Raw genomic sequence first — 24,657 nt, forward strand, 5'->3', positions numbered from 1 at the left:
CCTGCTAGGCTGGTCTCACGCAACAAGGAGACCCGCCCATGCTGCGCCACGCGCTCGCCCTCGGACTTGCCCTCTTCACCGCCGCCCCGGCGCTGCAGGCCCAGCAGGCCCGCCAGCCCTCGCATTGCATCGCCATCGCCGATGCCGCGCCGGGGCTCCAGTATCTCCACAAGGCCGCCTGGACCGATCCGGTGCCGGAGTACTCCGTGCGCATCCGCTACCTGTCGCATGCCAGCTTCCTGATCCAGACCGTCGGCGGGCTCGAGGCGGTCACCGATTACACCGGCTTCATCGGCAACACGGATTTGGTGCCCGACATCGTCACCATGAACCACGCCCACTCCTCTCACTGGACCGCCACCCCCGATCCGGCGATCCCACATGTGCTGCCCGGCTGGGGGCCGTTCGGCGAGGGCATCGAGCACCACCTCGACCTTGGCGAGATGCTGGTGCGCAACGTCTCGACCGATATCCGCTCGGCGATGGGCGGCACCGAGGAGCGCGGCAACTCGATCTTCGTCTTCGAGGCCGAGGGGCTCTGCATCGGCCATCTCGGCCACCTGCACCACGAGCCCAACGATGCGCAATACGCGGCCCTCGGGCGGCTCGACGTGCTGATGGTGCCGGTGGATGGCGGCTACACGATGCGCCTCGACACGATGATCGAGGTGGTCGACCGGCTGAAGAGCTCGATCATCATCCCGATGCACTGGTTCTCGGGTTATTCGCTCAATGCCTTCATCGAGGGGGTCTCAGACCGCTTCGTGATCGACCGCCGCTCCGGGCCGGAGATGGTGGTCAGCCTGCGCGACCTGCCCTCGCGCCCCACGGTGGTGGTTCTGCAACCGATGCCCCTCAGGGACTAGCGGCGCGATCCCGCACAGGGGCCCCAAATCTTTCTTCGAAAGATTTGCCCGCGCCCGCCCCTGACCGCCCCTTGGCTTCGGGCGGAAAATCGGCACAGTCGGCGCCGAAAGGAGCCCCCATGACGCTCACGCCCGCCGACGACCGCTTCGCCGAGACCCTTGCCGCCCGCTTGCCCGAGGCCACCCTGCGCCGCGCCGAGCCGCGCTATCTCGAGGAGCCGCGCGGCCGCTGGCAGGGCAGCTCGGGGTGGGTCGCGCTGCCACGCAGCGCCGAGGAGGCCGCGATCATTCTGCGCGCCTGCAACGAAGCCCGCGTGGGAGTGGTGCCCTATGGCGGCGGGACCGGGCTGGTGGGTGGACAGGTGGCGCAGGACGGGCCAGCGCCGCTCTTGATCTCGATGGAGCGCATGTCCGCGATCCGCGCCGTCTACCCGCGCGAGAACGTGCTGATCGCCGAGGCCGGCGCGGTGCTGGCCGACGTGCAGGCAGCGGCGCGCGAGGAAACCCGGCTCTTTGCCCTGTCGCTCGCCTCGGAGGGCACCGCTCGGATCGGCGGGCTGCTCTCGACCAATGCCGGCGGGGTCAACGTGCTGCGCTACGGCAATGCCCGCGAGCAGGTGCTTGGGCTCGAGGCGGTGCTGCCCGACGGCACGATCTGGCACGGGCTGAAACGGCTGCGCAAGGACAACACCGGCTACGACCTGCGCCACCTGCTGATGGGGGCCGAGGGCACGCTGGGGCTGATCACCGCCGCTGCGCTCAAGCTCTCGCCGGTGCCCGCCGCCACCGGCACCGCGCTCTTCACGGTGGCAAGCCCCGCCGCGGCGCTCGACCTGCTCGCCATGGCGCGCGACCAGCTTGGCGAGGGCATCAGCGCCTTCGAGCTGATCTCGCGGCAGGGGCTCGCCTTCCTGACCGAGAAACTGCCGGACGTGCGCCAGCCCTGGCCAGAGGCCCCGGAATGGTGCGTCCTGGTCGAGCTCGGCCTGTCGCGGGGGCTCGACCCCGAGGCGGCGCTGGAAACGCTCTTCGGCAACGCGCTCGAGGCGGGTCTGGTCAGTGACGGGCTGGTAGCGCAATCCGAGCAGCAGCGCGCGGAGTTCTGGGCCATCCGCGAGCGCATCCCCGAGGGCAACAAGGCGATCGGCGCTATCTCGTCGCATGACATCTCGCTGCCGCTCGGGCTGGTGCCGGAGTTCATCGAGCGCGGGGCGCCACGGCTGGCGAAGGTGGGCGATTTCCGCATCAACTGCTTTGGCCATCTCGGCGATGGCAACCTGCACTACAATGTCTTCCCCCTGCCCGGTCACAGCAAGGACGAACACGTTCACCAGCGCGAGGAGATCAAGCGCACGGTGCATGACCTGGTGCACGAGATGGGCGGCTCGGTCAGCGCCGAGCATGGCATCGGGCGGCTCAAGGTCGACGATCTGGAGCGCTACGGCGATCCGGCGAAGCTCGCGGCGATGCGGGCGATCAAGGCGGCGCTCGATCCGAACGGCATCATGAATCCCGGCGCAGTCCTGCGCGGCTGAGACCTGCTGCGCCTCGGTCGCCGCCGAAAGATTTTTCGTACGAAAAATCTTGGGCGGGCTTCAGTTGGCCGACACCCGGAACACGCAGCCATCCGAGATCAGCTCGGGCGGGGTCAGGCACAGGCCCCGCGCCACGCTGAACGCCGCCAGCACCTTCGGCACGTAATCGCGGGTCTCGGCATAGGGGGGCACGCCCTTGTGCTTCGGAATGGAGTTCTCGCCGGCATTGTAGCCCGCCAGAACCATGATCGGATCGCCGTCGAAGGTCTCCATCAGGAAATCGAGGAAGGCCACGCCGCCCCGGATGTTCTGCACCGGGTCCAGCGAATTCGCGACCCCGAAGCGCGCGGCGGTGGCGGGCATCAGCTGCATCAGCCCCTGCGCGCCGGCGCCGCTCACGGCATCCGCGCGGCCCGCGGATTCGATCGCCATAACCGCGAGCGCCAGCGCCGGCGACACCCGCGTCCCGACCGTGGCGGTCAGCAGCTCGACGCCCCAGGACGCCGCCATGGTCTGCAGATCCTGCAGTCGCGGCGCGGCAACGCCGTATCCCTGCGGCGGGGTCGAGAGCTTGATCAGCGTCGGCTCGAGCCGCCCCGGCCCGCTATCGGCCAGCGCCGGCGAGACCGCCTCCCAGAACCAGCCATAGGAGCCCGGGCCGCCGGTGCGCCCGGAGGGCACCGCCACCGCGGCCTCCGGTGCCGGCAGCGGCCTCGGCTTCATCGGGGCGGGCGCGATCTGAACGGTGATCCGACGCTTGGTGCCGGGCTTCGGCGGGGTCACCCGCTTGGCGGAGAATTCCGGGAACGGCGCCGGCTGCTCTGCGATGAGCGCAGGCGCGCTTGCCATGGCCACGAAAACCGCGGCTGCCATCATGCGAAACATTTTTGGACCTGCCTCTGGTCTCTGCTCTTTTGCGGGAGTCTCTCACGCAATGGCAAATCGACCAAGACGGCCCGGGGGAATCGGTCTCGCGCCGTGCCATTTTCGCCGGCGATGCAAGAAGACAAGAGGAGCGAGAAAAGATATCCCATTGATTTCGTTGTGATTTCATTAAGGTGACGCTGCCAGAATGTTTCCTTCCACCTCCTGAAAACAAACCAATTGCGCCAAATTCGTGCCCGATTCCGGGGGCTATATATGCCCATACCGCAACGGACGGGGCATGAGAGAGAGGCCTCGAGGCACCGGCGCGGTGAGTGAGTGAACTGAGACCAGTATTACATTACGGAGAGAGACATGCTTAACTTCATCAAGAACTTCCGCGCAGACGAAGACGGTGCCGTGACGGTTGACTGGGTCGTGCTGACCGCAGCCGTGGTCGCGATGGCGATCGGTGCCTACACCACCATCAAGAACAACTCGGACAACATGATCGGCGCGGCTGGCAACGCTATCGCCGCAGAACAGACCAACCTGTTCAACTAAGTCGAACGATCCGGATTTCTTGCCCACCGGTCGGCCAGACGACCGGTGGGCAGATCCACCCACGTTTTCGTTTTGATCAGTTTTCCCTTGGAGGGTCTCGATGTTGCAACGTTTCCAGGATTTTCTGAGCGACGAAAGCGGCGCCATCACCGTTGACTGGGTCGTTCTGACCGCCTCGGTCGTCGCGATGGCCGCAATCTCCTTCTACCAGATCCGCGACAACAGCGCGAATCTCGAGAGTGCTGCAGGCAACGCCGTCGCCGACGAGCAGGCCCGCCTCTTCCCCGACTGACCGGCGCGACAGGCCGGGAGCTTGTGCAAGCCGCCTTCCCGAGAGGCGGCTTTTCCAATGCTTCGGCCCCTCGCCCAGCCCCCCGCTTCCCGCCCGGAAAGCGATACACCCATGGCCAAGTCTGGCCATATTTGACGATTAACGTACGCGTTAACGCCCCTTTTGGACGGCCCGATGCCGTCTCGGACAGGGCGAGAACTCGAGAGGTAAAACCATGCGATTGGTATTTGGACTTGTGCTTGTGGCGGGCCTCGCCCTGGCGGGTTTCGCCGTGCATCTGGCCCAGAAGCAATTCGGCGCCTATCAGACCGCTCTTGAGCAGGAACGAAGCAAGGCCGTCGAAGCCGTGCCGACGCATCACATCTACGTCACGGTCAAGCCGATCGCGCGCGGCGAGGTGCTCACCGAAGACGCCGTGAAGCTCGCGCCCTGGCCGATGGAAATCATGCCCGAAGGCGTCTTTGCCGAGGAGCGCCCGCTCTTTGTCGAGGGCGATGCCCCGCGCGTCGTAACCCGCGCGATGGACAAGTTCGAAGCGGTGCTGAGCTCGCGCGTCAGCGAGCCGGGCGGCGATGCCGGCCTGACCTCGCAGCTCGAGCGCGGCGAGCGCGCCTTCGCGCTGCGCGTCGACGTGGCCACCGGCGTGTCGGGCTTCCTGCGCCCCGGCGACCGCGTCGATGTCTACTGGACCGGCCGCGTCGCCTCGAACAACCCGAACCAGCCGCAGGGCGACGTCACCAAGCTGATCGAGACCGGCGTCCGCCTGATCGCCGTCGACCAGACGGCGGATTCCGCCGCCGCCGATGCCACCATCGCCCGCACCGTGACGGTCGCCGTCACGCCGCAGCAGGTCGCCGGGCTGGCGCAGGCCCAGAGCACCGGCCGGCTATCGCTCTCGCTGCTCGCGGTGAACGATGAGAGCGTCGCCGAGAATATCGAGATCGACCAGCGCGCCCTGCTCGGCATCGTCGAGCAAAAGCGCGAGACGGCGCAGGCGGCACCGGAAACCTGCAGCACCCGGGTGCGGCGCGGCTCCGAGGTGGTCACGATCCCGATCCCCTGCACGAACTGAGCCTTTTCAAGAGCTTGAACAGGGGCGCCTCCGGGTGCCCCTTTGTTTTGGCCCGGTGCCGACAGCGCGCCCTGTTGCCCACACCCCACATGAGCGACGGCACTGAAATCATTGATTCTTGCATGAAAACCGAAACTGGCGCACAGTCACCCGCAAAGTGGGCAGAAAAGACCCGCACCCGAGGCGTGATCGAAAGGCAGGTCACATGAACATCGATAAGACCCTCAAGGCGGCCCTCGTCGGGCTGGCCCTGGCCGCGAGTCCGGTTGCGCAGGCGAGCTGGGCGGACACTCTGCGCGTGGTCCAGACCGGCACCGAAAGCGTGCTCAGCGTTCCGATGAACCGCGCGGTGGTCGTCGAGAGCGAGAGCCCTTTTGCCGAGCTCTCTATCGCCAACCCCGCCATCGCCGACATCTCGTCGCTGTCGGACCGGACGATCTACGTCCTGGGCAAGACCCCCGGCACCACCACGCTCACCATCCTCGATGCCAACGGGCAGCTGATCACCAATGTCGACGTGCGCGTCGCCGCGGACGTGACCGAGTTCAAGGAACGGCTGCGTCAGATCCTGCCCAACGAGCCCATCGAGGTGCGCACCGCCAATGACGGCATCGTGCTATCGGGCACCATCTCGAGCTCACAGAAGCTGCAGCGCGCCCTCGACCTGGCGGAGCGCTACGCGCCCGAACGGGTCTCGAACCTGATGACGGTGGGCGGCGTGCAGCAGGTGATGCTGAAGGTGCGCTTTGCCGAGATGCAGCGCTCGGTCGCCAAGTCCCTGCGCTCCTCGCTTTCGGTCACCGGCACCCTTTTCGGCAATGACGAGACCTCACTGGCCTCCCAGACCGGCACCCTGATCGGACAGGGCGGAGGCAGCGGCGTCAACGTCAGCGACGACACCGAGGGCGCCTTCCTCCTCGGTTTCAATTCCGGCGGCCTCGAGGTCGGCATCCTGCTCGAGGCGCTCGAGGCCAAGGGCATCTCGCGCACGCTCGCTGAGCCCAACCTGACCGCCCTGTCGGGCCAGGAAGCGCGCTTCCTCGCCGGCGGCGAATATCCCGTGCCGGTGTCCCAGGACGAGGGCACCACCACGGTCACCTACAAGCCGTTCGGGGTCGAGCTGAACTTCATTCCGCGCGTCATCGACGGCGAGCTGATCAATCTCGAGCTCGAGGCGGCGGTGTCGTCGATCGATGCCGCCAACGGCATCAGCAGCGGCGAGATCACCATCGATGCCTTCCGGCGCCGCGAGACCTCGACCACGGTCGAGATGCGCGACGGCGAGAGCTTTGCGATCGCGGGCCTGCTGCAGGACGATTTCACCGACCTCAACGGCCAGGTGCCGTGGCTCGGCGACATCCCGGTGCTGGGGGCGCTGTTCCGCAGCGCCGAATATGCCCGCGAGCAATCCGAACTGGTCATCATCGTGACCCCGCACCTGGTGTCTCCGACTCGGGGCGAGGTGCTGGCGCTGCCGACGGACCGCGTGCGTCCGCCCACCGAGAAGGACCTGTTCCTCTATGGCCGGACCGCTTCGGATAGCCGGCGGCCGCAATCCGGCGGCGCGGCGGAAGTCGCGAAGCAGGATTTCACCGGCTCCTACGGCTATGTGATGGACTGAGATGAGGACTGGCGAGATGACCGGGCGCAGCAAGATGATCAGGATCGGCCTCGCGGGGCTCGGACTCTCCCTCCTCGCCGCCTGCGGCGCCTCCAGCCAGTGGGGGCAGGAAGCCGGACGGGTTGTCGACAACGGCAGCTTCGGCAACGCCACGATGAACAACACCCAGTTCCAGAACGGCGAACGCAATTACGTCATCGACCTTGGCTCGCGCTTCGCCGAGGAGGTGCCGACCATGGTCACCTTCGCGTTCAACAGCTCTCAGCTCGACAACGGCGCCCGTGCCACCCTGCGCGAGCAGGCCAACTGGATCCGCCAGTTCCCCGAGGTGCGTTTCCGCGTCTACGGCCATACCGACCTCGTTGGCTCCGCCGCCTACAACAAGCGCCTTGGCATGGCCCGCGCGCAGGCCGTCGTCGGCTATCTTGCCTCGCTGGGCATCTCCCGCGCGCGGCTCGAGGCGGTGGTCTCCTACGGCGAGACGCAGCCGCTGATCGTCACCAGCGATCGCGAGCGCCGCAACCGCCGCACCGTGACCGAGGTCTCGGGCTTCGTGGGCTCGCATCCGATGGTGCTCGACGGCAAATATGCCGAGGTCATCTACCGCGAATACATCCGCTCCGCAGAGCCGGCCACCGGCCTGACGGGCATCTCCGGCGCAGAGCTCTCAACCGATAGCTAATTGCGGCGCGCGGCCACTGATCGTCCAGCTTTACCGTACAATTTCGGTTTTTCGGCCCAAATGTCGCCCAGTTTCTGAGTGAATTTACCGTCAAAGGGACAGTTGTGCCGAGCGACTCGGTACAGCATCCCGGCGACGGGAAAAGATATGTGTGCTGTCTTTCCACGCCTCGCCGGGTGCGTCCCCAAGAAGGCAAAGGATGACAGGCAAATGACGAGTATCACTGCTGTTCAGAACGACCCGAGCCCGATCGTCGCCTGCACGATCAGCCGCAACGTGCAGAATTTCGATCTTCTCATCGAGGACATGGAAGCACTGCTCGGCGAGGGTTGGGGCGATCTCGGCTTTGGCGAGGCGCTGGCCTTCCTCGGCCAGCCTGACGCCGCCGAGCTCGAGTTCGTCGCGATGGCCATCGACGAGGAGGACGAGGACAATCTCGCCCTGATCTCCGAAGTCATCGGCGCCGCCAAGGAACGCAACATCAAGGTCGTGCTGATCGCCGAGGATGTCACCCCGGCGGCACTGCACCAGCTGCTGCGCCGGGGCGCCGACGAGTTCGTCCCCTACCCGCTTCCCGAGGGCGAGCTCGCCTCGGCCGTCGACCGCATGCGGCGCGAGACCGTCACCGCCGCGGCAGACCCGCAGGGCGTCAAGCTGTCGGGCGATGGCGATGGCGTGCTGATCGCCGTGCAGGGCATGTGCGGCGGGTGCGGTGTCACAAACTTCGCAGTCAACCTCGCCTGGGAGCTGGCCAACGTCACCAAGGATCGCCCCCCGCGGGTCTGCCTGCTCGATTTCAGCCTGCAATTCGGATCCGTCGCCACCTATCTCGACCTGCCCCGCCGCGAGGCAGTGCTCGAGATGCTGAGCGACGTCGAGTCGATGGATGGCGAGAGCTTCGGCCAGGCACTGGTGAGCTTCGAGGACAAGCTGCAGGTGCTGACCTCGCCCGCCGACCTCGTGCCGCTCGACCTGATCGGCCCCGAGGAGGTGAAGCAGATCCTCGACGTCGCCCGCGAGCATTTCGATTACGTCGTCGTCGACATGCCCTCAACGCTGGTGCAGTGGACCGACACCGTGCTGACCGAGGCCCAGGTCTATTTCGCTCTGCTCGAGCTCGACATGCGCTCGGCCCAGAACACGTTGCGCCTGAAGCGCGCGATGCAGGCCGAGGAACTGCCGTTCGAGAAAATGCGCTTCACGCTCAACCATGCTCCGAAATTCACCGACCTGCAGGGCAAGAGCCGGGTGCGCCGGATGGCGGAAAGCCTCGGCATCAGCATCGACCTGCAGCTTTCGGATGGCGGGCGCCTGGTCGGGCAGGCCAACGATCACGGCATGCCGCTGGCGCAGCACGCGCCGAAGAATCCTCTGCGCAAGGAAATCGCGAAGCTGGCGGCCGAGCTGCACAGCATCGGCCAGTCCGACGCGCAAGCGGCCTGAGAAGGAGCCTGACGGATGTTCTCCCGCTACAAGAAGCCTTCGGCCAAGAGTGCCGAACCTGTCGTCGCGCTGGCGGAGGGCCAGGCAGCGGCCAAGGCCCCTGCCCCGCAGCAGCCCAAGGCCACCCCCAAGCCGACCCCGGCCAACATGCGCAAGCCGCGCAGCAAGCCTGCCGAGGTCAGCCCGCAGGACCGCGAGAAGAAGCGCAAGGAGCGCCTCGGCGACATCAAGCTCGAGATGCACCGGGTGCTGCTCGACAACCTCAACCTCGCGGCCATCGACCAGGCCAGCGAGAAGGAACTGCGCGAGGAAATCAGCGCCATCGTCGCCGAGACCCTGCAGGACAAGGGCATCGTGCTGAACCGCGAGGACCGGCAGGCCCTCAACCAGGAGCTCTATGACGAGGTCAAGGGGCTCGGACCGCTCGAGGCGCTGCTGCAGGACGACACGGTGTCCGATATTCTCGTCAACGGCCCGCACCAGATCTTCGTCGAGCGCGCCGGCAAGCTCCAGATGTCGGACATCGTCTTCAAGGACGAGCGGCACCTCATGCGGATCATCGACAAGATCGTCTCGGCGGTGGGCCGCCGGGTCGACGAGTCGAACCCCTATGTCGACGCCCGTCTCGCCGACGGCTCGCGTTTCAACGCCATGGTGCCGCCGATCGCCGTCGACGGCTCGCTGGTCTCGATCCGGAAATTCAAGAAGGACAAGCTGTCGATCGACGACCTGATCCAGTTCGGCGCCTTCACCGAGGAGATGGCCGTCTACCTTCAGGCCGCCGTCGCCACCCGGCTCAACGTCATCGTCTCCGGTGGCACCGGCTCGGGCAAGACCACCACGCTCAACGCGCTGTCGTCGTTCATTGATGACAGCGAGCGCATCCTGACCATCGAGGACACTGCGGAACTCCAGCTTCAGCAGAGCCATGTGGGACGCATGGAAAGTCGTCCGCCCAACGTCGAGGGCAAGGGCGCCGTCACCCCGCGCGACTGCCTCAAGAACGCGCTGCGGATGCGCCCCGACCGCATCATCGTCGGCGAGACCCGCGGCGAGGAGGTGATCGACATGCTTCAGGCCATGAACACCGGCCATGACGGCTCGATGACCACGATCCACGCCAACAACCCGCGCGACGGCATCTCTCGGCTCGAGAACATGATCGCGATGGCCGGCGTGGAAATGCCGCTCAAGGCGATGCGCAGCCAGATCTCCTCTGCGGTCAACCTCATCGTGCAGGCCTCGCGCCTGCAGGACGGCTCGCGCCGGATGACCTCGATCAGCGAGATCACCGGCATGGAGGGCGACGTCATCTCCATGCAGGAGATCTTCCGCTACCAGCGCGTCGGCCTGACCCCCGACAACAAGATCATCGGCCATTTCACCGCGACGGGCGTGCGTAGCCACTTCTCCGAGCGCTTCAAGATGTGGGGCTACGATGTCCCGCCGTCGATCTACGAACCCTTCCGTCCGGAGTAACCCGCGATGTTTTCCGCAGAACTGATTATCTACGGCCTGATCTTCGTCGGCGTTCTGATCCTCGTCGAAGGCGTCTACCTCGTGGCCTTCGGCAAATCGATCAGCCTCAACAGCAAGGTCAATCGCCGGCTCGAGATGCTCGACAAGCACGCCAACCGCGAGGAGGTCCTGGCCAAGCTCCGCAAGGAGATGGACCAGCACATGAAGAGCCGCGGCCTGCCGCTCTACTCGCTGCTGGCCGACCGGGCCCAGAAGGCGGCGCTGGCCTTCACCCCGAACCAGCTCATCATGATGATGGTGGGCGTCAGCGCCTTCGCCTTCTTCGGCCTCACCATGGGCACCGAGGCCGGCCTTGGCGTGCGGGTGGTGATCGCCATCGGCATGGGCGTCGGCGGGGTCTTCATGTGGGTCAACGGCAAGGCCAAGAAGCGCCTCGCGCTGATCGAGGAGCAGCTCCCTGATGCGGTCGAGCTGATGGTGCGCTCGCTGCGCGTCGGCCACCCGTTCAGCTCGGCGATCTCCGTGGTCTCGAAGGAGATCAAGGATCCGCTCGCCACCGAGTTCGGCGTCATCGCGGACGAGTCCACCTATGGCCGCGATATCGGCGAGAGCCTCAAGCACATGGCCGAGCGGCTCGACATGCAGGACCTGCGCTTCCTCGCGGTGGCCGTCTCGATCCAGCAGCAATCCGGCGGCAACCTCGCCGAGATCCTCGAGGGTCTGGCCAAGGTGATCCGCGCCCGCTTCCGGCTGTTCCGCCGCGTCAAGGCGATCACCGCCGAGGCGCAATGGTCGGGCAAGTTCCTGTCGGGTTTCCCCGTTGCGGTGCTGCTGGTGATCCAGCTGACCGACCCGAATTACTATGACGAGGTTCTGGACCACCCGTGGTTCATCCCCGCCTGCTTCATCGTCGCGATCTTTCTGGCGCTGAACCTCATCGTCATGCGCATGCTCGTGAACATCAAGGTCTGAGAGGGGCTCCCCGATGATCGAAACGCTCAACACCATGGTGACCGACATGCTGGGCCCGGCGGGTCCGCTGATGGTGGTCGCCGGCCTCGCCTTCCTGCTCATCGTCGCGGCGATCCCGCTGATGCTCAGCCAGAAGCCCGATCCGCTCGACAAGCTGGCCAAGTCCGGCCGCGACCGCGTCGACGCCGAGACCAAGGCCATCCTCCGCGAGAAGGGCAAGAACGCCAAGCTCAACAAATACGCCCAGTATCTCGAGCCGAAGAGCGCCGAGGAGCTCGGCGAGGTGCGCATGAAGCTGCTGCAGGCGGGCTATCGCACCCGCGATGCGGTGCGGCTCTACTACCTCGCACAGATGGTCATGGGGCTCGGCCTGCTGGCCGCGGGCCTTGCCTATTACCTGATGTTCATCGACGGCCCCGAAAGCACGATGCAGCAGAAACTGATGTACATCATCCTGCCCGGCGCGCTCGGCTACCTGGCGCCGAAATACTGGATCACCAAGCGGGTCGAGGAGCGCAAGAAGCAGATCGAGGAAGGCTTCCCCGATGCGCTCGACATGATGCTGGTCTGCGTCGAGGCAGGCCAGTCGCTCGACCAGTCGATCGTGCGCGTCTCGAAGGAAATCCGCGCCTCCTACGCGGCGCTGGCCGACGAGTTCGAGATCATCAGCCACGAAATGAAGGCCGGCAAGGACAAGTCGGCGGTGCTCAACGACATGGGCGAGCGCTGCGGCGTGGCCGATGTCTCGTCCTTCGTCACGGTGCTCAACCAGGCCTCGACCTTCGGCACCTCGATCGCCGACGCGCTGCGCATCTATGCCAGCGAGATGCGTGACAAAAGAGTCATGCGCGCCGAGGAAAAGGCAAACAAGCTGCCGACAAAGATGACGCTCACCACTATGATGCTCACCGTGCCGCCGCTGCTGATCATCCTGGTCGGCCCGTCGGTCGTGAACATCACCAAGCTCGGGAGCCTCGGCTTCTAGCAGCGCCATGTAAGACCGCCATGCTCCGAGGCCTGATCGCCTGCCTGACCCTACTGCTGCTGGCCGCCTGTTCTTCAGGCGGCCAAGTCTTGCCCGAAGACCAGGTCTATGCCCCTGCCCTCGATCCCGGCGGCGAGGCGGTCGACGGTCTGATCGTCGGCCACCGGCTGATGGAGGCGGGCCAGTACGAGCTCGCGCTCGAGGCCTTCACCCGCGCTGCCGGCACCCACGGCCTCACCGGCGAGGTGCTGAGCTCGCTCGGCACCGCCAATCTCGGGCTCGGGCGCCTCAACCAGTCGGAAGCGCTGCTGCGCCGCGCCGTCGAGGAAGAGCCCGACTGGGCCGAGGCTTGGAACAATCTCGGTGTCGTGCTGATGGAACGCGGCGAAACCTCCGAGGCCTCCGAGGTCTTCCGCCGCGCCTACGCGCTCGACAATGGCGAAAGTGACGCAATTCGCGACAATCTGCGGTTGGCGCTCGCAAAAATGGAAACTTCGGGATATGGTGAGCCCAGGCAAGAAGACTACAAGTTGGTCCGCCGGGGCAGCGGCAGCTACCTCATCCGGTCGATCGACTGACGAGGCAAGAGCAGCAAAAGGACGCAAACATGCGCCACCCCATCCTTGCGACCCTCTGCGCGGCAGGGGTGTTCGGACTCTCCGCATGTGACAAGACCATCGACAAGGACGCCGTCGACCGCGAGTTCACCGGTGTGAACGCCATCGACGGGACCGGCCTCAACGATGTCATGCTCAAGGCGGCCGATCCGGCCGAGGCGGTGGTCTATTTCCAGCGCGCCGACAGCATGGACCCGGGCCGCATCGACCTGATGCGCGGCCTCGCCGCCTCGCTGGTGCGCGCCAAGCGCAGCCAGGAAGCCACCATCGCCTGGGCCAAGGTCGTCGATCACGCCGACAGCACCAGCGATGACCGCGTGGCGCTGGCCGATGCGCTGATCCGCAACAATGACTGGGAGCGCGCCGAGCAGACGCTGAACTCGATCCCGCCGACCCACGAAACCTACAAGCGCTACCGGCTCGAGGCGATGATCGCCGACGCCAACCAGAACTGGGACAAGGCCGACAGCTTCTACGAGACCGCGGTGGGCCTGACCACCAAGCCGGCCTCGGTCCTGAACAACTGGGGCTATTCCAAGCTCAGCCGCGGCGACTACGAGGGCGCGGAAAAGCTGTTCTACGAGACCCTGCGCCACGATCCGTCGATGTTCACTGCGAAGAACAACCTCGTGCTGTCGCGCGGTGCTCAGGGCAACTATGCCCTGCCGGTGATGCAGATGACCCAAGTCGAGCGCGCCGAGCTGCTGCACACGATGGGCCTCTCGGCGATCAAGCGCGGCGATGTGCGCATCGGGAAGGGCCTGCTGGAAGACGCGATCGAGACCCATCCGCAGCATTTCGATGCCGCAGCCACGGCGCTGGCGGCGCTGGACCCCGGCCTTACGAACTGAGCCGATGCTGTCGATTTCCGCCGCCGCCGCGACCTGGTTCGCGCCGTTCGTGCTGCCGATCTGTCTCTATGTCTGCTTCACCGACATGCGCGAGATGCGGATCACCAACCAGGCCAACCTGGCGCTGCTGCTGGTCTTTGCGCTCATTGGGGCCTTCGTGCTGCCCTTCGACGCCTATCTCTGGCGCTACGCCCATTTCGGCGTCGCGCTTGTGGCCGGCATCGCGCTCAATGCAGGCGGCATCATGGGCGCGGGAGATGCCAAGTTCATCGCCGCAGCGGCGCCCTTCATCCACGTCGGCGACCTGCGCTTCCTGATGGCGCTCGGCGCCGCCGTGACGCTCGCTGCCTTCCTTGCCCACCGCATCGCCAAGCTGACCCCGCTGCGCAGGCTGGCGCCCGAGTGGAAGAGCTGGTCGAGCGGCAAGCGATTCCCGATGGGCGTGGCGCTCGGCGGGACACTGGCCATATACCTGATCCTCGGCATACTCTACGGCACCTGACGGGCGCGGGATCGGCCGGCGCCCGCCGCAAGGAGGGCCGCCATGTTCCTGCGCCTGCTCTGCGTCGCCGCGCTCGGCCTGCTGGCTGCCTGTGGCGAGCGTGTTGCCCCCGACAGCGATGCCCGCATCCTGATGATGGGCGACTCGATGCTCGCCACCCATCGCGGCACCGGGCAGTCGGTGGGCGACGGGCTCGAGGCGCTGCTCGGCCAGCCGGTCATCGACCGCTCGGTGCCGGGCGCCCGGATGATCTATGTCTTTCCGATCAGCGGCAGCGCGGGTCTGCGGATTCAGGCGCAATACCGCGCCCATGACTGGGACTGGGTGGTGCTCAACGGCGGCGGCAACGATCTGCTCTTCGGCTGCGCCTGTGCGCTCTGCGACGCCCGCCTCGACCGGATGATCTCGGAGGATGGCAGCAGCGGCGTGATCCCCGATCTCGTGACCAAGCTGCGCGCCGGCGGCGCCCGCGTGGTCTATCCCGGCTATCTGCGCAGCCCCGGGCGCTGGTCGCTGATCGATGGCTGCCGCGAGATCGGGGGCCGTTTCGAGAGCCGCCTCGCGAGGCTCGCGGAGCGCGACCCCGGGGTCAGCTTCGTGTCGCTGGCCGACCTGGTGCCCGAGGGCGACCGCTCGTTCCACGGCCCCGACCTGATCCACCCCTCCCCCAAGGGCAGCCGGGCCATCGCCCGGCGCATCGCCGACGCGATCGAGGCAGCGCCGCCCCCCTGAGCCTGCCCGCCCTTGCTGCGCCCTGCCTCGAGGCGCCGCTGCAATTCCCAAGCCCGGTCAAGCTGTTGCCACAAAGCTACCGTTTCCTCATCGGCAACACTTTCTACGGGACCCCCGCCAATGAACATGGAATCGAGCTCCGTCATGGCTCCGCCGGCGCCCAAGCGTCTGGACGAGATGAGCCTGTCGACGGTCTTCATGCGTGACATCGCGATCAAGACCCTGTTCCGCAAGAACGCCAATACCGTCACCGCGCTGGCGAAGGCGCTCTGCCTGCCGATCGGCATCACCCAGGAGCTGATCGACCTCGCCCGCTCGCAGAACCTCGTCGAGGCGATGGGCACCTTGAGCGCCAGCAGCAGCGGCGGGGAGATGGGCTACCAGCTCACCGATTCCGGCAAGGCCCGCGCTCTCGACGCGCTGTCGCAGTCGGAATATTTCGGCGCCATGCCGGTGCCGCTCGAGATCTACCGCCAGCAGGTCAAGCGCCAGTCGATCCGCAATATCCAGATCACCCGCGACCAGCTCATGCGCGCGATGGGCCATCTCGTGCTGCCCGAACAGCTGATCTCGCATCTTGGGCCGGCGGTCGGCTCCGGGCGCTCGATCCTGATGTATGGCCCGCCGGGCAACGGCAAGTCCTCGATCTCCAACGGCATCCGCGACGCCATGGGCGACAAGATCTACGTGCCGCGGGCCATCGAGTATTCCGGCCAGGTGATCTCGGTCTACGATCCGATCGTGCACAACGCCGCCGAGACCGCCGAGGACGACCCCACCGCCCTGCGACGCACCAACCGCTTCGACACCCGCTACGTGCTCTGCGAGCGCCCCACGGTGATCACCGGCGGCGAGCTGTCGCTCAACATGCTCGACCTCGTCTACAACCCCACCGCGCGCACCTACCAGGCGCCGCTGCAGCTCAAGTCGACGGGTGGCATCTTCATCGTCGACGACCTCGGCCGCCAGGCCGAGCCGCCGCAGGCGCTGGTCAACCGCTGGATCGTGCCGCTGGAGGAATCGAAGGACATCCTCGCCCTGCAGTCGGGCGAGAAGTTCGAGGTGCCCTTCGACACGCTGGTGATCTTCTCGACCAACTTCCACCCCAACGAGATCTTCGACAAGGCGGCGCTGCGCCGGATCTTCTTCAAGATCAAGATCGACGGCCCCAACCAGCAGGACTTCCTGAAGATCTTCGCATTGGTTGCGCGCAAGAAGAAGCTGGAGCTCGACGAGGGCGCCCTGGTCTACCTGTTGAAGAACAAGTACCCGACGATCCAGAACGTCTACGCCAACTACCAGCCGGTCTTCCTGATCGACCAGATGATCGCGATCTGCAACTTCGAGGGCTGGCCCTACCGCATGACCAAGGAGTTGGTCGATCGCGCCTGGGCCAACATGTTCGTGAAGGATGAGACCATCGTGAAATGAGCCCCCGCAAGGGCCCTCCACCGCCTCGCACGCCGCCCTTTCGGGGCGGCGTTTTGCGTCCTGCCCCGGCCATTGCGGCGCGTCGGATTGAGGCGGCGCGTTCAATTTCAGAAACCGCGAAAAATCGCGTCTTTTCCGCTTGACGAGTCAGCGCCCCTGTCATACCCACCGCTCCACGGTTTGGCGGAGTAGCTCAGTTGGTTAGAGCAGCGGAATCATAATCCGCGTGTCGGGGGTTCAAGTCCCTCCTCCGCTACCAAATCCCCCCTCAGTTCTGAATACAGCCACTGGCTTGCGCACGGCATTCGAGCATCGGGCAGGCTTGGTCTTGTGGATGCGTGGAGAGGCCGCGCGTGCGCAGCATCGCATTGACAAGCGGCGCACCGCCCGCACCTTGGTGGCATAGACCCGAGGAGCTCCCCATGCCCGACCTTCACCTCTACGGACACCCCGACAGCGGCCATGCCTGCAAGGTCGCCCTGGCGCTTTCGCTGGCCGGTCTCGCGCACCAGACAACCCGGATCGACATCTGGGCGGCGCCGGAAAGCCGGCCCCCGGCGTTCCTCGCCGTCAGCCCCTTCGCCGAGGTGCCGGTCCTGCTCATCGACGGCACCGCGGTGTTCCAGTCCGGCGCGATCCTGATGGAGCTGGCGCAGCGCTTCGCGGTGCTGGGCGGCGACACGCCGGAGGGGCTCCGGCGGGGGCGCGAGATCCTGATGTGGGAGGCCAACCGCATCGGCATGTGCCTGCCGCAGCTCAAGGAAGCGCGGCGCCCCGGCAACGGCGGGCTACCGGCGGAGGTGATCGCCTGGCTGACCGCGCGCTACGAGATCGACCGACAGAATTTCGACCGGCTGCTGGGCGACGCCCGCTTCCTTCATGGCGATGCGCCGGGCATCGGCGACTGCGCGGTCTGGGGCTACGTCCAGTGGCTAGAGGCGGCAGGGGTTGCCCCCTCCCCCGCCATGGCCGGCTGGCGGGCGGACATGGGCGCGCTGACCGGAATGAAGACACCGGACGCCTTCTTCCCCACGTAGCGCCGCCCCGCTCCCGACGCAGCAGCGCAAAGCACGCGACGGCGCGATCCGGGCCACTTGCGCCGGCATGGCCTCAGCCTGCATCGCGCAGCGCGGGGGCCCCGATCAGCGTGTCGTTCTCCGCCAGAAGCGCCCGCGCCTGCCAGCGCCGCAGCACCGGGCGGGCCGCCGGCATCGCCCTGCCATCCCAGACCTTGCGCAGCCCGTCCCACTGGCCGCGCGTCAGACTGGCCTGCGCCCGCGGCGCCGGGCGGTAGCTTTCGCACAAAACACCGCTTGCGCTGAGAAGCTGGTGCTCCCCGGTCATCAGATGCACCCAGGTCACCCGCGTGCAGGGCGCACGCCGCACCCCGGCGACACCGCAGAGCGCCGCGGCCGGCAGCAGCACCTCGGATGTGCCGAAGAGCAGCTCCGCCCGGGGCGATCGCAGCAGCACCAGGTGCCGCGCCGAGAGCCGCAACGGGGCGCTTGCGCCCAGCACCCCCGGCGGCACCAGGACCGGCGCCCGATGCCCGCCCTGCCCCGATGCCCGCACATGGCCGACCCAGACCAGCGCCTGCCATCCTGCATCGAGCGTCCAGACCCGGTCGCCGGGCTGCAGCTGCACCGCCGGTCGCGGCCCGCGCTCGGTGCAGAGCTGCGCCTCGGCGGCAAAGCACAGCGGCTGGTCGACCCCGGCGGTGTAGATGCCGCTATACTCGACGCCATTCCACGTGCCGAGCGTGACCGAGCTGACCTCGTTCGGGAAGATGTTGGGCGGGATGGAATAATCCATCAGCCGCGCGCCCCAGCTGCCGTCGGTGAACAGCGTCACCTCGATATCGAGCCCGGTAAAGACCTGGCCATCCGCCACCATCGTCGAGCCGGTATAGAGCGCGATCTCGGCCGGATATAGGATCGTCGAGGGGCCGATCACGTATTCGCCGAGATCGCCCGCCGACCCGTCACCACTGTCGAAATCGCGGATCACCCCGTCGCCATCGGCATCGCGCATGGTGAAGATGATGTATCCGGCGGGATCGATCGAGGTGCCGTTCAGCCGGGCATCGAGATTGTTCTGGTTGAGCGGGTCCCAGCCAGGATAGATTCCCGACTGGTACCAGCCCCAGGTGGTGACATCGACCATGGCGCCCCACGCCTGTTCCGCGTTGTCACGAGACTAGGAGCTTAAGGTGAGGCTAAGGTTAACGGCTGCTTTGCCCTGCTCTGCCCCGGAGACAGTGCTGGGCCTGCCGAAGACGATGCGTCAGCGTCGGAGGAGGTTTCTCAGCCGGGTCTTCTTGTCGGCATCGCTGAAGTTTCCGTAGAGGATGGTGCGAACCCGGCCCCATTTCTCGGGCGGGATGCTGGCCGGGTCGGTCCCCGGCAGCAGGAAGACCACCTGCTGCTGTTCGCCGTCCGTCAGCGCATTGGGCCGGCCCATGCTCATCGCAAGGCGCTCGCCCGCGTCGCTGCGTGCCTCCTCGCGGCTCTCGGGCGCCCCTCGCGCCGCCTGGGCGACACCGGCCACCGTCACCGCGGCGGCAAGGAGAATGATGAAGAGTTTCATGGCCAAACTGCCTTTCCTGCATGTGGCCCGAGGATAGCCCATCGCGGCGCCGGGGCAAACGCGCCCGCGCGGCCCCGCCGACGCAATGCAAAAAGGCCACGCGCGGTGTCGCGCGTGGCCCCTGTTTCGAGCGTGGTCGCGGCTCAGTGGCCGGCGATCAGGCCCATGCTCTCGAGCTTCAGGATCACCTGGTGCGCGCAGTTGTCGACATCGGTGCCCTCGGTCTCGACCCGCAGCTCCGGGTTGGCCGGAACGTCGTAGGGATCGGAGATGCCGGTGAACTCCTTGATCTTGCCTTCGCGGGCCAGCTTGTAGAGGCCCTTGCGGTCACGGCGCTCGCACTCCTCGATCGAGGTCGCGACATGCACCTCGATGAAGGCGCCGAACTGCTCGATGTCCTCGCGCACCGCGCGGCGGGTGGTCGCGTAGGGCGCGATGGGCGCGCAGATCGCGATGCCGCCGTTCTTGGTGATCTCGGAGGCCACATAGCCGATGCGGCGGATGTTGAGATCGCGGTGCTCCTTGGAGAAGCCCAGCTCGGAGCTGAGGTTCTTGCGGACGATATCGCCGTCGAGCAGCGTCACCGGGCGGCCGCCCAGCTCCATCAGCTTGGTCATCAGAGCGTTGGCGATGGTCGACTTGCCCGAGCCAGAGAAGCCGGTGAAGAACACGGTGAAGCCCTGCTTCGAGCGCGGCGGCTTGGTCTTGCGCAGCTCGGCGACCACCTCGGGGAAGGAGAACCACTCGGGGATCTCGAGGCCTTCCTGCAGACGGCGACGCAGCTCGGTGCCCGAGATGTTCAGGATGTTGACGCTGTCCTTGTCGGCGATCTCGTCGGCGGGCTCGTACTGGGCGCGCTCCTCCACATAAACCATGTGTTTGAACGGCACCATCTCGATGCCCATTTCTTCCTCATGCGCCTTGAACAGCTCCTGCGCGTCGTAGGGGCCGTAGAAATCCTCGCCGGCGGAGTTCTTGCCGGGGCCGGCGTGGTCGCGGCCGACGATGAAGTGGGTCACGCCGTAGTTCTTGCGGATCAGGCCGTGCCAGACCGCCTCGCGGGGGCCGGCCATGCGCATGGCGAGCGGCAGCAGCGACATCGAGGTGGTGGCGGCCGGGTACTTGTCGAGGACGGCCTCGTAGCAGCGCACGCGGGTGAAGTGATCGACGTCGCCCGGCTTGGTCATGCCGACGACCGGGTGGATCAGCAGGTTGGCCTGCGATTCACGGGCGGCGCGGAAGGTCAGCTCCTGGTGGGCGCGGTGCAGCGGGTTGCGAGTCTGGAACGCCACCACCTTGCGCCAGCCGAGCTTACGGAAATAGGCGCGCAGCTCGTTCGGCGTGTCGCGGCGGGCGCGGAAATCGTAGTGCACCGGCTGCTGGATGCCGGTCACCGGGCCGCCGAGATAGATCTTGCCGGCGTGGTTGTGCAGGTAGTTGACCGCCGGGTGCGCATCGTCATCGGCACCGAAGACCTTCTCGGCTTCCTTCGACTTGTTCGGCGCCCACTTGTCGGTGACGGTCATGGTGGCGAGGATCACGCCTTCCTGGTCGCGCAGGGCGATGTCCTGACCGATCTCGATGCTGTCGGCGAAGTCTTCCTTGACGTCGAGGGTGATCGGCATCGGCCAGAGCGTGCCGTCGGCCAGACGCATGTTGTCGACGACGCCGTCATAATCCTCTTCCGACAGGAAGCCCTTCAGCGGGTAGAAGCCGCCGTTCATCAGCAGCTCGAGGTCGCAGATCTGGCGCGGCGAGAGATCGTGCGAAGTCAGCTCGCCGGCTTCGACCTTCAGTTTCTGCGCGCTGTCATACGAGACGTAGAGCTCGGGAATGGGAGCGAGATTGTTCTGCATAAATCTGGTCCTGTTAGTGGTGGGAACGTAGCCGATGGCGGTCCCGGTCAATTCGGCATGAAGCGCCTGGTACTCGAGGAACTTCCGCGCCAGAAAGCGGTCCGTGAGCCGGGCCTTTTCAGCCGCGCCGCGCGAAGTCAGGGAATAGGCGAAACGCTGGCGCCGGTCGGGCCCCGAACGTTCGCGGATGGTGATGAACCCGGCTTCGGCTGCGGCCCGAAGCTGTGCATTGAGACCCCCGAGCGACACCCCGATGGCCGAGGAGATCTCCCGCTGCGACGCATCCGGCGACAGATCGAGCTGACGCAGAAGCCGAAACAGCGGGCCTTCCTCATCGGTAATCGGTTTTGCACCAGGCGCGGACATAAATGGACGACTCAAAGTGTGTTCACGAGTGAACGCATTGCACAGACGATCGGCTCAGGGAAGGAAAAATTGCTGCAGGCGCATAATTCGCGCCTGCCGCGAGCTCAGAGTTGCGAAGATGCGGCAGACCTTCGCCTCAACCAATGATTGTCGCCGCTGCGTCAACGGCCCAAGTCGGCCCCGATTCTGCACTACAACGAGAAAGGGGCGCGCCAGTGGCACGCCCCCGAAAAAAACTCGCGCAAAATCGCGCCCAGTCGCGGCCTTAACCGGCGACCGGGTTCTCGGCACCGTAGCCCAGCGGCTCGGAGGTGTCCTTGCCCTCGTCGATGCCCTGCTCGGCCAGCCAACGCTCGGCCTCGAGCGCTGCCATGCAGCCCATGCCAGCGCTGGTCACCGCCTGCCGGTACTTGTGGTCGGTCAGGTCGCCAGCGGCGAAGACGCCCGGGATCGAGGTCGCTGTGCTGTCGGGCTGGGTCTTCACATAGCCGCCCATGTGGGTCTCGAGCACGTCCTTGACCAGCTCGTTGGCCGGCGCGTGGCCGATGGCGATGAACACGCCCTTGCAGGGGATCTCGGTGATTTCGCCGGTCTGCACGTTCTTGGCCCGCACCGCGGTGACGCCCTTGGGGCTGTCCTCGCCCACCACTTCCTCAAGCGCGTGATGCCAGAGCGGCACGATCTTCTCGTGCTTGAGCAGCCGGTCCTGCAGGATCTTCTCGGCGCGCAGCTCGTCGCGGCGGTGGATCAGCGTCACCTTGCTTGCGAAGTTGGTGAGGAAGAGCGCCTCTTCCACGGCGGTGTTGCCGCCGCCGACCACAACGATCTCCTGGCCGCGGTAGAAGAAGCCGTCACAGGTGGCGCAGGCAGAGACGCCGAAGCCCTTGTAGGCCTCCTCGGACTCGAGACCCAGCCACTTGGCGCGCGCGCCGGTGGCGAGGATCACCGCGTCGGCGGTGTAGGTGGTGCCGCTGTCGCCATGCGCCACGAACGGGCGCTTGTCGAGCTCGAGCTTGGTGATGATGTCGCCGATGATCTCGGTACCCATGGCGCGGGCATGGGCCTCCATGTTGACCATCAGCTCGGGGCCCTGCACCTCGGTGTGGCCGGGCCAGTTCTCGACCTCGGTGGTGGTGGTCAGCTGACCGCCCGGCTCGAGCCCCTGCACGAGGATCGGCTCGAGCATGGCGCGCGAGGCGTAGACACCGGCGGTGTAGCCGGCCGGGCCGGAGCCGATGATCAGGACCTTGGTGTGGCGGGTATCGGACATTGGGCAATCCTCGGACAAAGCGTTTCGCGCTCATATAGTCGCCTTGCCAGCGCAGCGAAAGCCCTGCCCCGAAGCGCTTGCCGTTTCCGCCGCAGCGCGGCATAAGTCGCGCGATCCGGACCGGGACGCGCCTGCCCAGAGCGAGACGTACGGACCGGAGCGGATGACGGCTTCAACCATACAGTGTCATGATGCGAAAAACGGCGCTTCGGCGCAGCAGATCTTAATATTCTTTCGCCAGAGTGAAACTTTATTGCGCCAGCCTGTCGGGATGCTATAACAATCGCGAAATCAAAAGAGGTATGACGATGCCCGGGAACCGGCTCGATCCGATCGACCGCAAGATTCTGGCGGAGCTGCAGGCCGATGGTCGCATGACCAATGTCGAGCTCGCCAAACGTGTCGGGATCTCCGCCCCGCCCTGCCTGCGCCGAGTGCGCACGCTCGAGGAACAGGGCTTCATCCGCGGCTACCATGCCGATGTCGATCCGCGCGAACTGGGCTTTGAGGTTCAGGTCTTCGCGTCGGTCGGGCTCCAGAGCCAGGCCGAGGTCGATCTGCGCGCCTTCGAAGAGCGCTGCCGCAACTGGCCGCTCGTGCGCGAGTGCCACATGCTCAACGGCGAGGTCGATTTCATCCTGAAATGCGTGGCGCCAGATCTCTCGACCTTCCAGAGCTTCCTGACCGGAGAGCTGCTCACCGCCGAGAATGTCGGCAGCGTGAAGACCTCGCTGGTGATCCGCGGCGCCAAGGACGAGCCGGGCGTGCCGTTCGACGTTCTGGAGGAGCGGCTGAGCCGCTCCGCCTGAGGCCGCCCGCCTCCGGGCTTCAGAGAGAGGTCAGGCTGTCGATCACCTCGCGCGAGCTGCGCGTGAGGCTGAGCTCGCCGAAATCCTGAAGCCGCTCGATATTCGGGAACATCGACAGGAACAGCGCGGCCGCCGCCTCGCCCATCGGGCGAGTCACGGCCTTGCCGGGGTGATAGCTTTCCATCTCGATGCCGCCGATCTGCACGGTCGCGTGACGGCCGAGCATGAAGTGGTAGAGCTGCACCGAACCCACCGGCGTCACCTCGACGATGCGGTCGCCATCGGCGAAATCCGACACCGGCACCAGCACGGCTTCGCTGCCAATCAGCGATTTCAGACGGTCGCGCCGCATCACCATATGCGCCGCCGGGCCGACCAGCACGTCGACCATCGGGCGGCCGGGGCCGAAGCTGTCTGAGGTGATGCGCGACAGCGAGGCGAGGGTCGTCGCATCGTCGGGAATGCCGGGAACATAGGTGGTCGAGCCGATCCAGGTCACCGGCTGGGCGCCGTGGCTGCTCTGGACGTAATCGCCGGGCAGCAGATCCTCGACGGCGATCGGGCCGCGCACCGTGGGAATCAGCGTGCCGCGCGCGAAGGCGGTGCAGGCTTCCTCGAACAGCGGGCTGGCCGGAGCGATGTGGCTCTTGAAGGAGATCGAGAGGTCCGGCATCAGCGCGGACGCTTCGTATTTGCGCATCAGCGCCGAGCTGCGGCGCGGGCGCTCGGCCCGAAGCGGCGCGGGCTTGCGCGGAATCTGGAGAGAAACCCTGCGTGCGACGGCAGAGTGAGACTGGTTAAGACTAGACACGTGAACACCCCTTAAAGGACTGGTCACAACCGTGTTGGCCCCCACCAACAACAACAGAAGGACTGTTGTAAAACGAATGATGACAGGTAGGGCACAATGCCCCCGGTCTGTCAAAATTTAACCGGATTTGACCGATCTGGCGCGATCAATCCGGCGCGTGACGAAGGATTGTCACCATATTTGACCCCAATCCGCCGGATCGTGCCGAAAGCACGGCGAATCGGGATCGAAATCAGGCCCGCTTGAGAATGAGCGCCTGCCCCTTCCTGCGCGCGATGGCGGCTTCCCGACGCGTGCCGCGCGCCCAGGGAAGCTCCATCTCTGCCGACTTGGAGGTCGCGACGACCGACTTGATGAACCGGCTCTGCTTTTTCATTTCACTGCTCCTGCTCGATTTTCTTGCCTGTTTCCGCAGGTGCCTGCCTGCGGCCTTGCCGGGACATTGCCGGGC

Annotated in this window: 25 protein-coding genes and 1 tRNA gene; 19 read left to right on the forward strand and 7 right to left on the reverse strand. The window is 66.1% G+C overall.

The annotated features are described in order from the left end of the window. Nucleotides 1-38 precede the first annotated feature (38 nt). Both KUV62_RS00620 and KUV62_RS00625 read left to right on the forward strand, forming a co-directional pair. The gene (locus KUV62_RS00620; RefSeq protein WP_222601756.1) at nucleotides 39-866 is read left to right on the forward strand and encodes an MBL fold metallo-hydrolase; all 828 of its coding nucleotides are present in this window, start codon (nucleotides 39-41) and stop codon (nucleotides 864-866) included. Nucleotides 867-985: 119 nt separating this feature from the next. After that, nucleotides 986-2,401 (forward strand): FAD-binding oxidoreductase, encoded by a 1,416-nt coding sequence (locus KUV62_RS00625; RefSeq protein WP_222601757.1) that lies wholly within the window; start codon nucleotides 986-988, stop codon nucleotides 2,399-2,401. Nucleotides 2,402-2,461: 60 nt separating this feature from the next. Here the strand turns inward: KUV62_RS00625 and KUV62_RS00630 are convergent, their stop codons facing one another. Then, nucleotides 2,462-3,286, reverse strand: coding sequence for a lytic transglycosylase domain-containing protein (locus tag KUV62_RS00630; RefSeq protein WP_222601758.1), 825 nt, complete (start codon nucleotides 3,284-3,286; stop codon nucleotides 2,462-2,464). A gap of 354 nt (nucleotides 3,287-3,640) precedes the next feature. Between KUV62_RS00630 and KUV62_RS00635 the strand changes: the two genes are divergently transcribed. From KUV62_RS00635 to KUV62_RS00710, 16 genes are all read left to right on the forward strand, one after another. After that, complete coding sequence (locus KUV62_RS00635) at nucleotides 3,641-3,829, forward strand: Flp family type IVb pilin (RefSeq protein WP_222601759.1); 189 nt, start codon at nucleotides 3,641-3,643, stop codon at nucleotides 3,827-3,829. A 100-nt stretch (nucleotides 3,830-3,929) separates the two neighbouring features. Beyond that, nucleotides 3,930-4,121, forward strand: coding sequence for a hypothetical protein (locus KUV62_RS00640; RefSeq protein ID WP_222601760.1), 192 nt, complete (start codon nucleotides 3,930-3,932; stop codon nucleotides 4,119-4,121). Between the two features lie 214 nt (nucleotides 4,122-4,335). Further along, on the forward strand, nucleotides 4,336-5,193 hold the full coding sequence (gene cpaB, locus KUV62_RS00645) for a Flp pilus assembly protein CpaB (RefSeq protein WP_222601761.1): 858 nt from the start codon (nucleotides 4,336-4,338) through the stop codon (nucleotides 5,191-5,193). A 205-nt stretch (nucleotides 5,194-5,398) separates the two neighbouring features. Then, nucleotides 5,399-6,814 carry a type II and III secretion system protein family protein gene (locus tag KUV62_RS00650; RefSeq protein WP_222601762.1) on the forward strand — a complete coding sequence of 472 codons (1,416 nt, stop codon included), beginning with the start codon at nucleotides 5,399-5,401 and terminating at the stop codon, nucleotides 6,812-6,814. A 16-nt stretch (nucleotides 6,815-6,830) separates the two neighbouring features. Beyond that, a complete protein-coding gene (locus tag KUV62_RS00655) occupies nucleotides 6,831-7,496 on the forward strand; it encodes an OmpA family protein (protein WP_222601763.1) in 666 nt (221 codons plus the stop codon). Between the two features lie 210 nt (nucleotides 7,497-7,706). After that, the gene (locus KUV62_RS00660; protein WP_222601764.1) at nucleotides 7,707-8,939 is read left to right on the forward strand and encodes a CpaE family protein; all 1,233 of its coding nucleotides are present in this window, start codon (nucleotides 7,707-7,709) and stop codon (nucleotides 8,937-8,939) included. Nucleotides 8,940-8,954: 15 nt separating this feature from the next. Then, nucleotides 8,955-10,418: a CpaF family protein gene (locus tag KUV62_RS00665; protein ID WP_222601765.1), complete on the forward strand. Its 1,464-nt coding sequence runs from the start codon at nucleotides 8,955-8,957 to the stop codon at nucleotides 10,416-10,418. A 6-nt stretch (nucleotides 10,419-10,424) separates the two neighbouring features. After that, on the forward strand, nucleotides 10,425-11,390 hold the full coding sequence (locus KUV62_RS00670) for a type II secretion system F family protein (protein WP_222601766.1): 966 nt from the start codon (nucleotides 10,425-10,427) through the stop codon (nucleotides 11,388-11,390). Nucleotides 11,391-11,403: 13 nt separating this feature from the next. After that, entirely contained in the window at nucleotides 11,404-12,375 is a 972-nt protein-coding gene (locus KUV62_RS00675; protein WP_222601767.1) for a type II secretion system F family protein, read from the forward strand. 20 nt (nucleotides 12,376-12,395) lie between these two features. Continuing rightward, nucleotides 12,396-12,953 (forward strand): tetratricopeptide repeat protein, encoded by a 558-nt coding sequence (locus KUV62_RS00680; RefSeq protein WP_222601768.1) that lies wholly within the window; start codon nucleotides 12,396-12,398, stop codon nucleotides 12,951-12,953. 29 nt (nucleotides 12,954-12,982) lie between these two features. Continuing rightward, nucleotides 12,983-13,843: a tetratricopeptide repeat protein gene (locus KUV62_RS00685; RefSeq protein ID WP_222601769.1), complete on the forward strand. Its 861-nt coding sequence runs from the start codon at nucleotides 12,983-12,985 to the stop codon at nucleotides 13,841-13,843. A gap of 4 nt (nucleotides 13,844-13,847) precedes the next feature. Next, entirely contained in the window at nucleotides 13,848-14,345 is a 498-nt protein-coding gene (locus KUV62_RS00690; RefSeq protein WP_222601770.1) for a prepilin peptidase, read from the forward strand. Between the two features lie 42 nt (nucleotides 14,346-14,387). Beyond that, nucleotides 14,388-15,077, forward strand: a complete 690-nt coding sequence (locus KUV62_RS00695; RefSeq protein WP_222601771.1) for an SGNH/GDSL hydrolase family protein — start codon at nucleotides 14,388-14,390, stop codon at nucleotides 15,075-15,077. 120 nt (nucleotides 15,078-15,197) lie between these two features. After that, the gene (locus KUV62_RS00700; protein WP_222601772.1) at nucleotides 15,198-16,508 is read left to right on the forward strand and encodes an ATPase; all 1,311 of its coding nucleotides are present in this window, start codon (nucleotides 15,198-15,200) and stop codon (nucleotides 16,506-16,508) included. Nucleotides 16,509-16,690: 182 nt separating this feature from the next. Beyond that, nucleotides 16,691-16,767, forward strand: a tRNA-Met gene (locus KUV62_RS00705). A 163-nt stretch (nucleotides 16,768-16,930) separates the two neighbouring features. Continuing rightward, entirely contained in the window at nucleotides 16,931-17,545 is a 615-nt protein-coding gene (locus KUV62_RS00710) for a glutathione S-transferase family protein (protein ID WP_222601773.1), read from the forward strand. A gap of 73 nt (nucleotides 17,546-17,618) precedes the next feature. On the opposite strand, the gene KUV62_RS00715 is transcribed toward KUV62_RS00710, so the two are convergent. The 4 genes from KUV62_RS00715 to trxB form a co-directional block, all read right to left on the reverse strand. Next, the gene (locus tag KUV62_RS00715; protein ID WP_222601774.1) at nucleotides 17,619-18,671 is read right to left on the reverse strand and encodes a Hint domain-containing protein; all 1,053 of its coding nucleotides are present in this window, start codon (nucleotides 18,669-18,671) and stop codon (nucleotides 17,619-17,621) included. Nucleotides 18,672-18,791: 120 nt separating this feature from the next. After that, a complete protein-coding gene (locus tag KUV62_RS00720; protein ID WP_222601775.1) occupies nucleotides 18,792-19,094 on the reverse strand; it encodes a hypothetical protein in 303 nt (100 codons plus the stop codon). Nucleotides 19,095-19,237: 143 nt separating this feature from the next. Continuing rightward, a complete protein-coding gene (locus tag KUV62_RS00725) occupies nucleotides 19,238-21,316 on the reverse strand; it encodes a bifunctional sulfate adenylyltransferase/adenylylsulfate kinase (RefSeq protein WP_222601776.1) in 2,079 nt (692 codons plus the stop codon). 265 nt (nucleotides 21,317-21,581) lie between these two features. Further along, nucleotides 21,582-22,586 carry a thioredoxin-disulfide reductase gene (gene trxB, locus KUV62_RS00730; RefSeq protein ID WP_222601777.1) on the reverse strand — a complete coding sequence of 335 codons (1,005 nt, stop codon included), beginning with the start codon at nucleotides 22,584-22,586 and terminating at the stop codon, nucleotides 21,582-21,584. Nucleotides 22,587-22,894: 308 nt separating this feature from the next. Here trxB and KUV62_RS00735 point away from each other — a divergent pair, with 308 nt between their 5' ends. Continuing rightward, nucleotides 22,895-23,395, forward strand: coding sequence for an Lrp/AsnC family transcriptional regulator (locus KUV62_RS00735; RefSeq protein ID WP_222601778.1), 501 nt, complete (start codon nucleotides 22,895-22,897; stop codon nucleotides 23,393-23,395). A gap of 19 nt (nucleotides 23,396-23,414) precedes the next feature. On the opposite strand, the gene KUV62_RS00740 is transcribed toward KUV62_RS00735, so the two are convergent. Together KUV62_RS00740 and KUV62_RS00745 are read right to left on the reverse strand one after the other, a co-directional pair. Continuing rightward, nucleotides 23,415-24,095: a Hint domain-containing protein gene (locus KUV62_RS00740; RefSeq protein WP_222601779.1), complete on the reverse strand. Its 681-nt coding sequence runs from the start codon at nucleotides 24,093-24,095 to the stop codon at nucleotides 23,415-23,417. A 343-nt stretch (nucleotides 24,096-24,438) separates the two neighbouring features. Further along, nucleotides 24,439-24,582 (reverse strand): hypothetical protein, encoded by a 144-nt coding sequence (locus KUV62_RS00745; RefSeq protein ID WP_222601780.1) that lies wholly within the window; start codon nucleotides 24,580-24,582, stop codon nucleotides 24,439-24,441. Nucleotides 24,583-24,657 lie beyond the last annotated feature (75 nt).

Origin of the sequence: Salipiger bermudensis, assembly GCF_019801965.1 — a bacterium.
Classification (GTDB): Bacteria; Pseudomonadota; Alphaproteobacteria; order Rhodobacterales; family Rhodobacteraceae; genus Salipiger; species Salipiger bermudensis_A.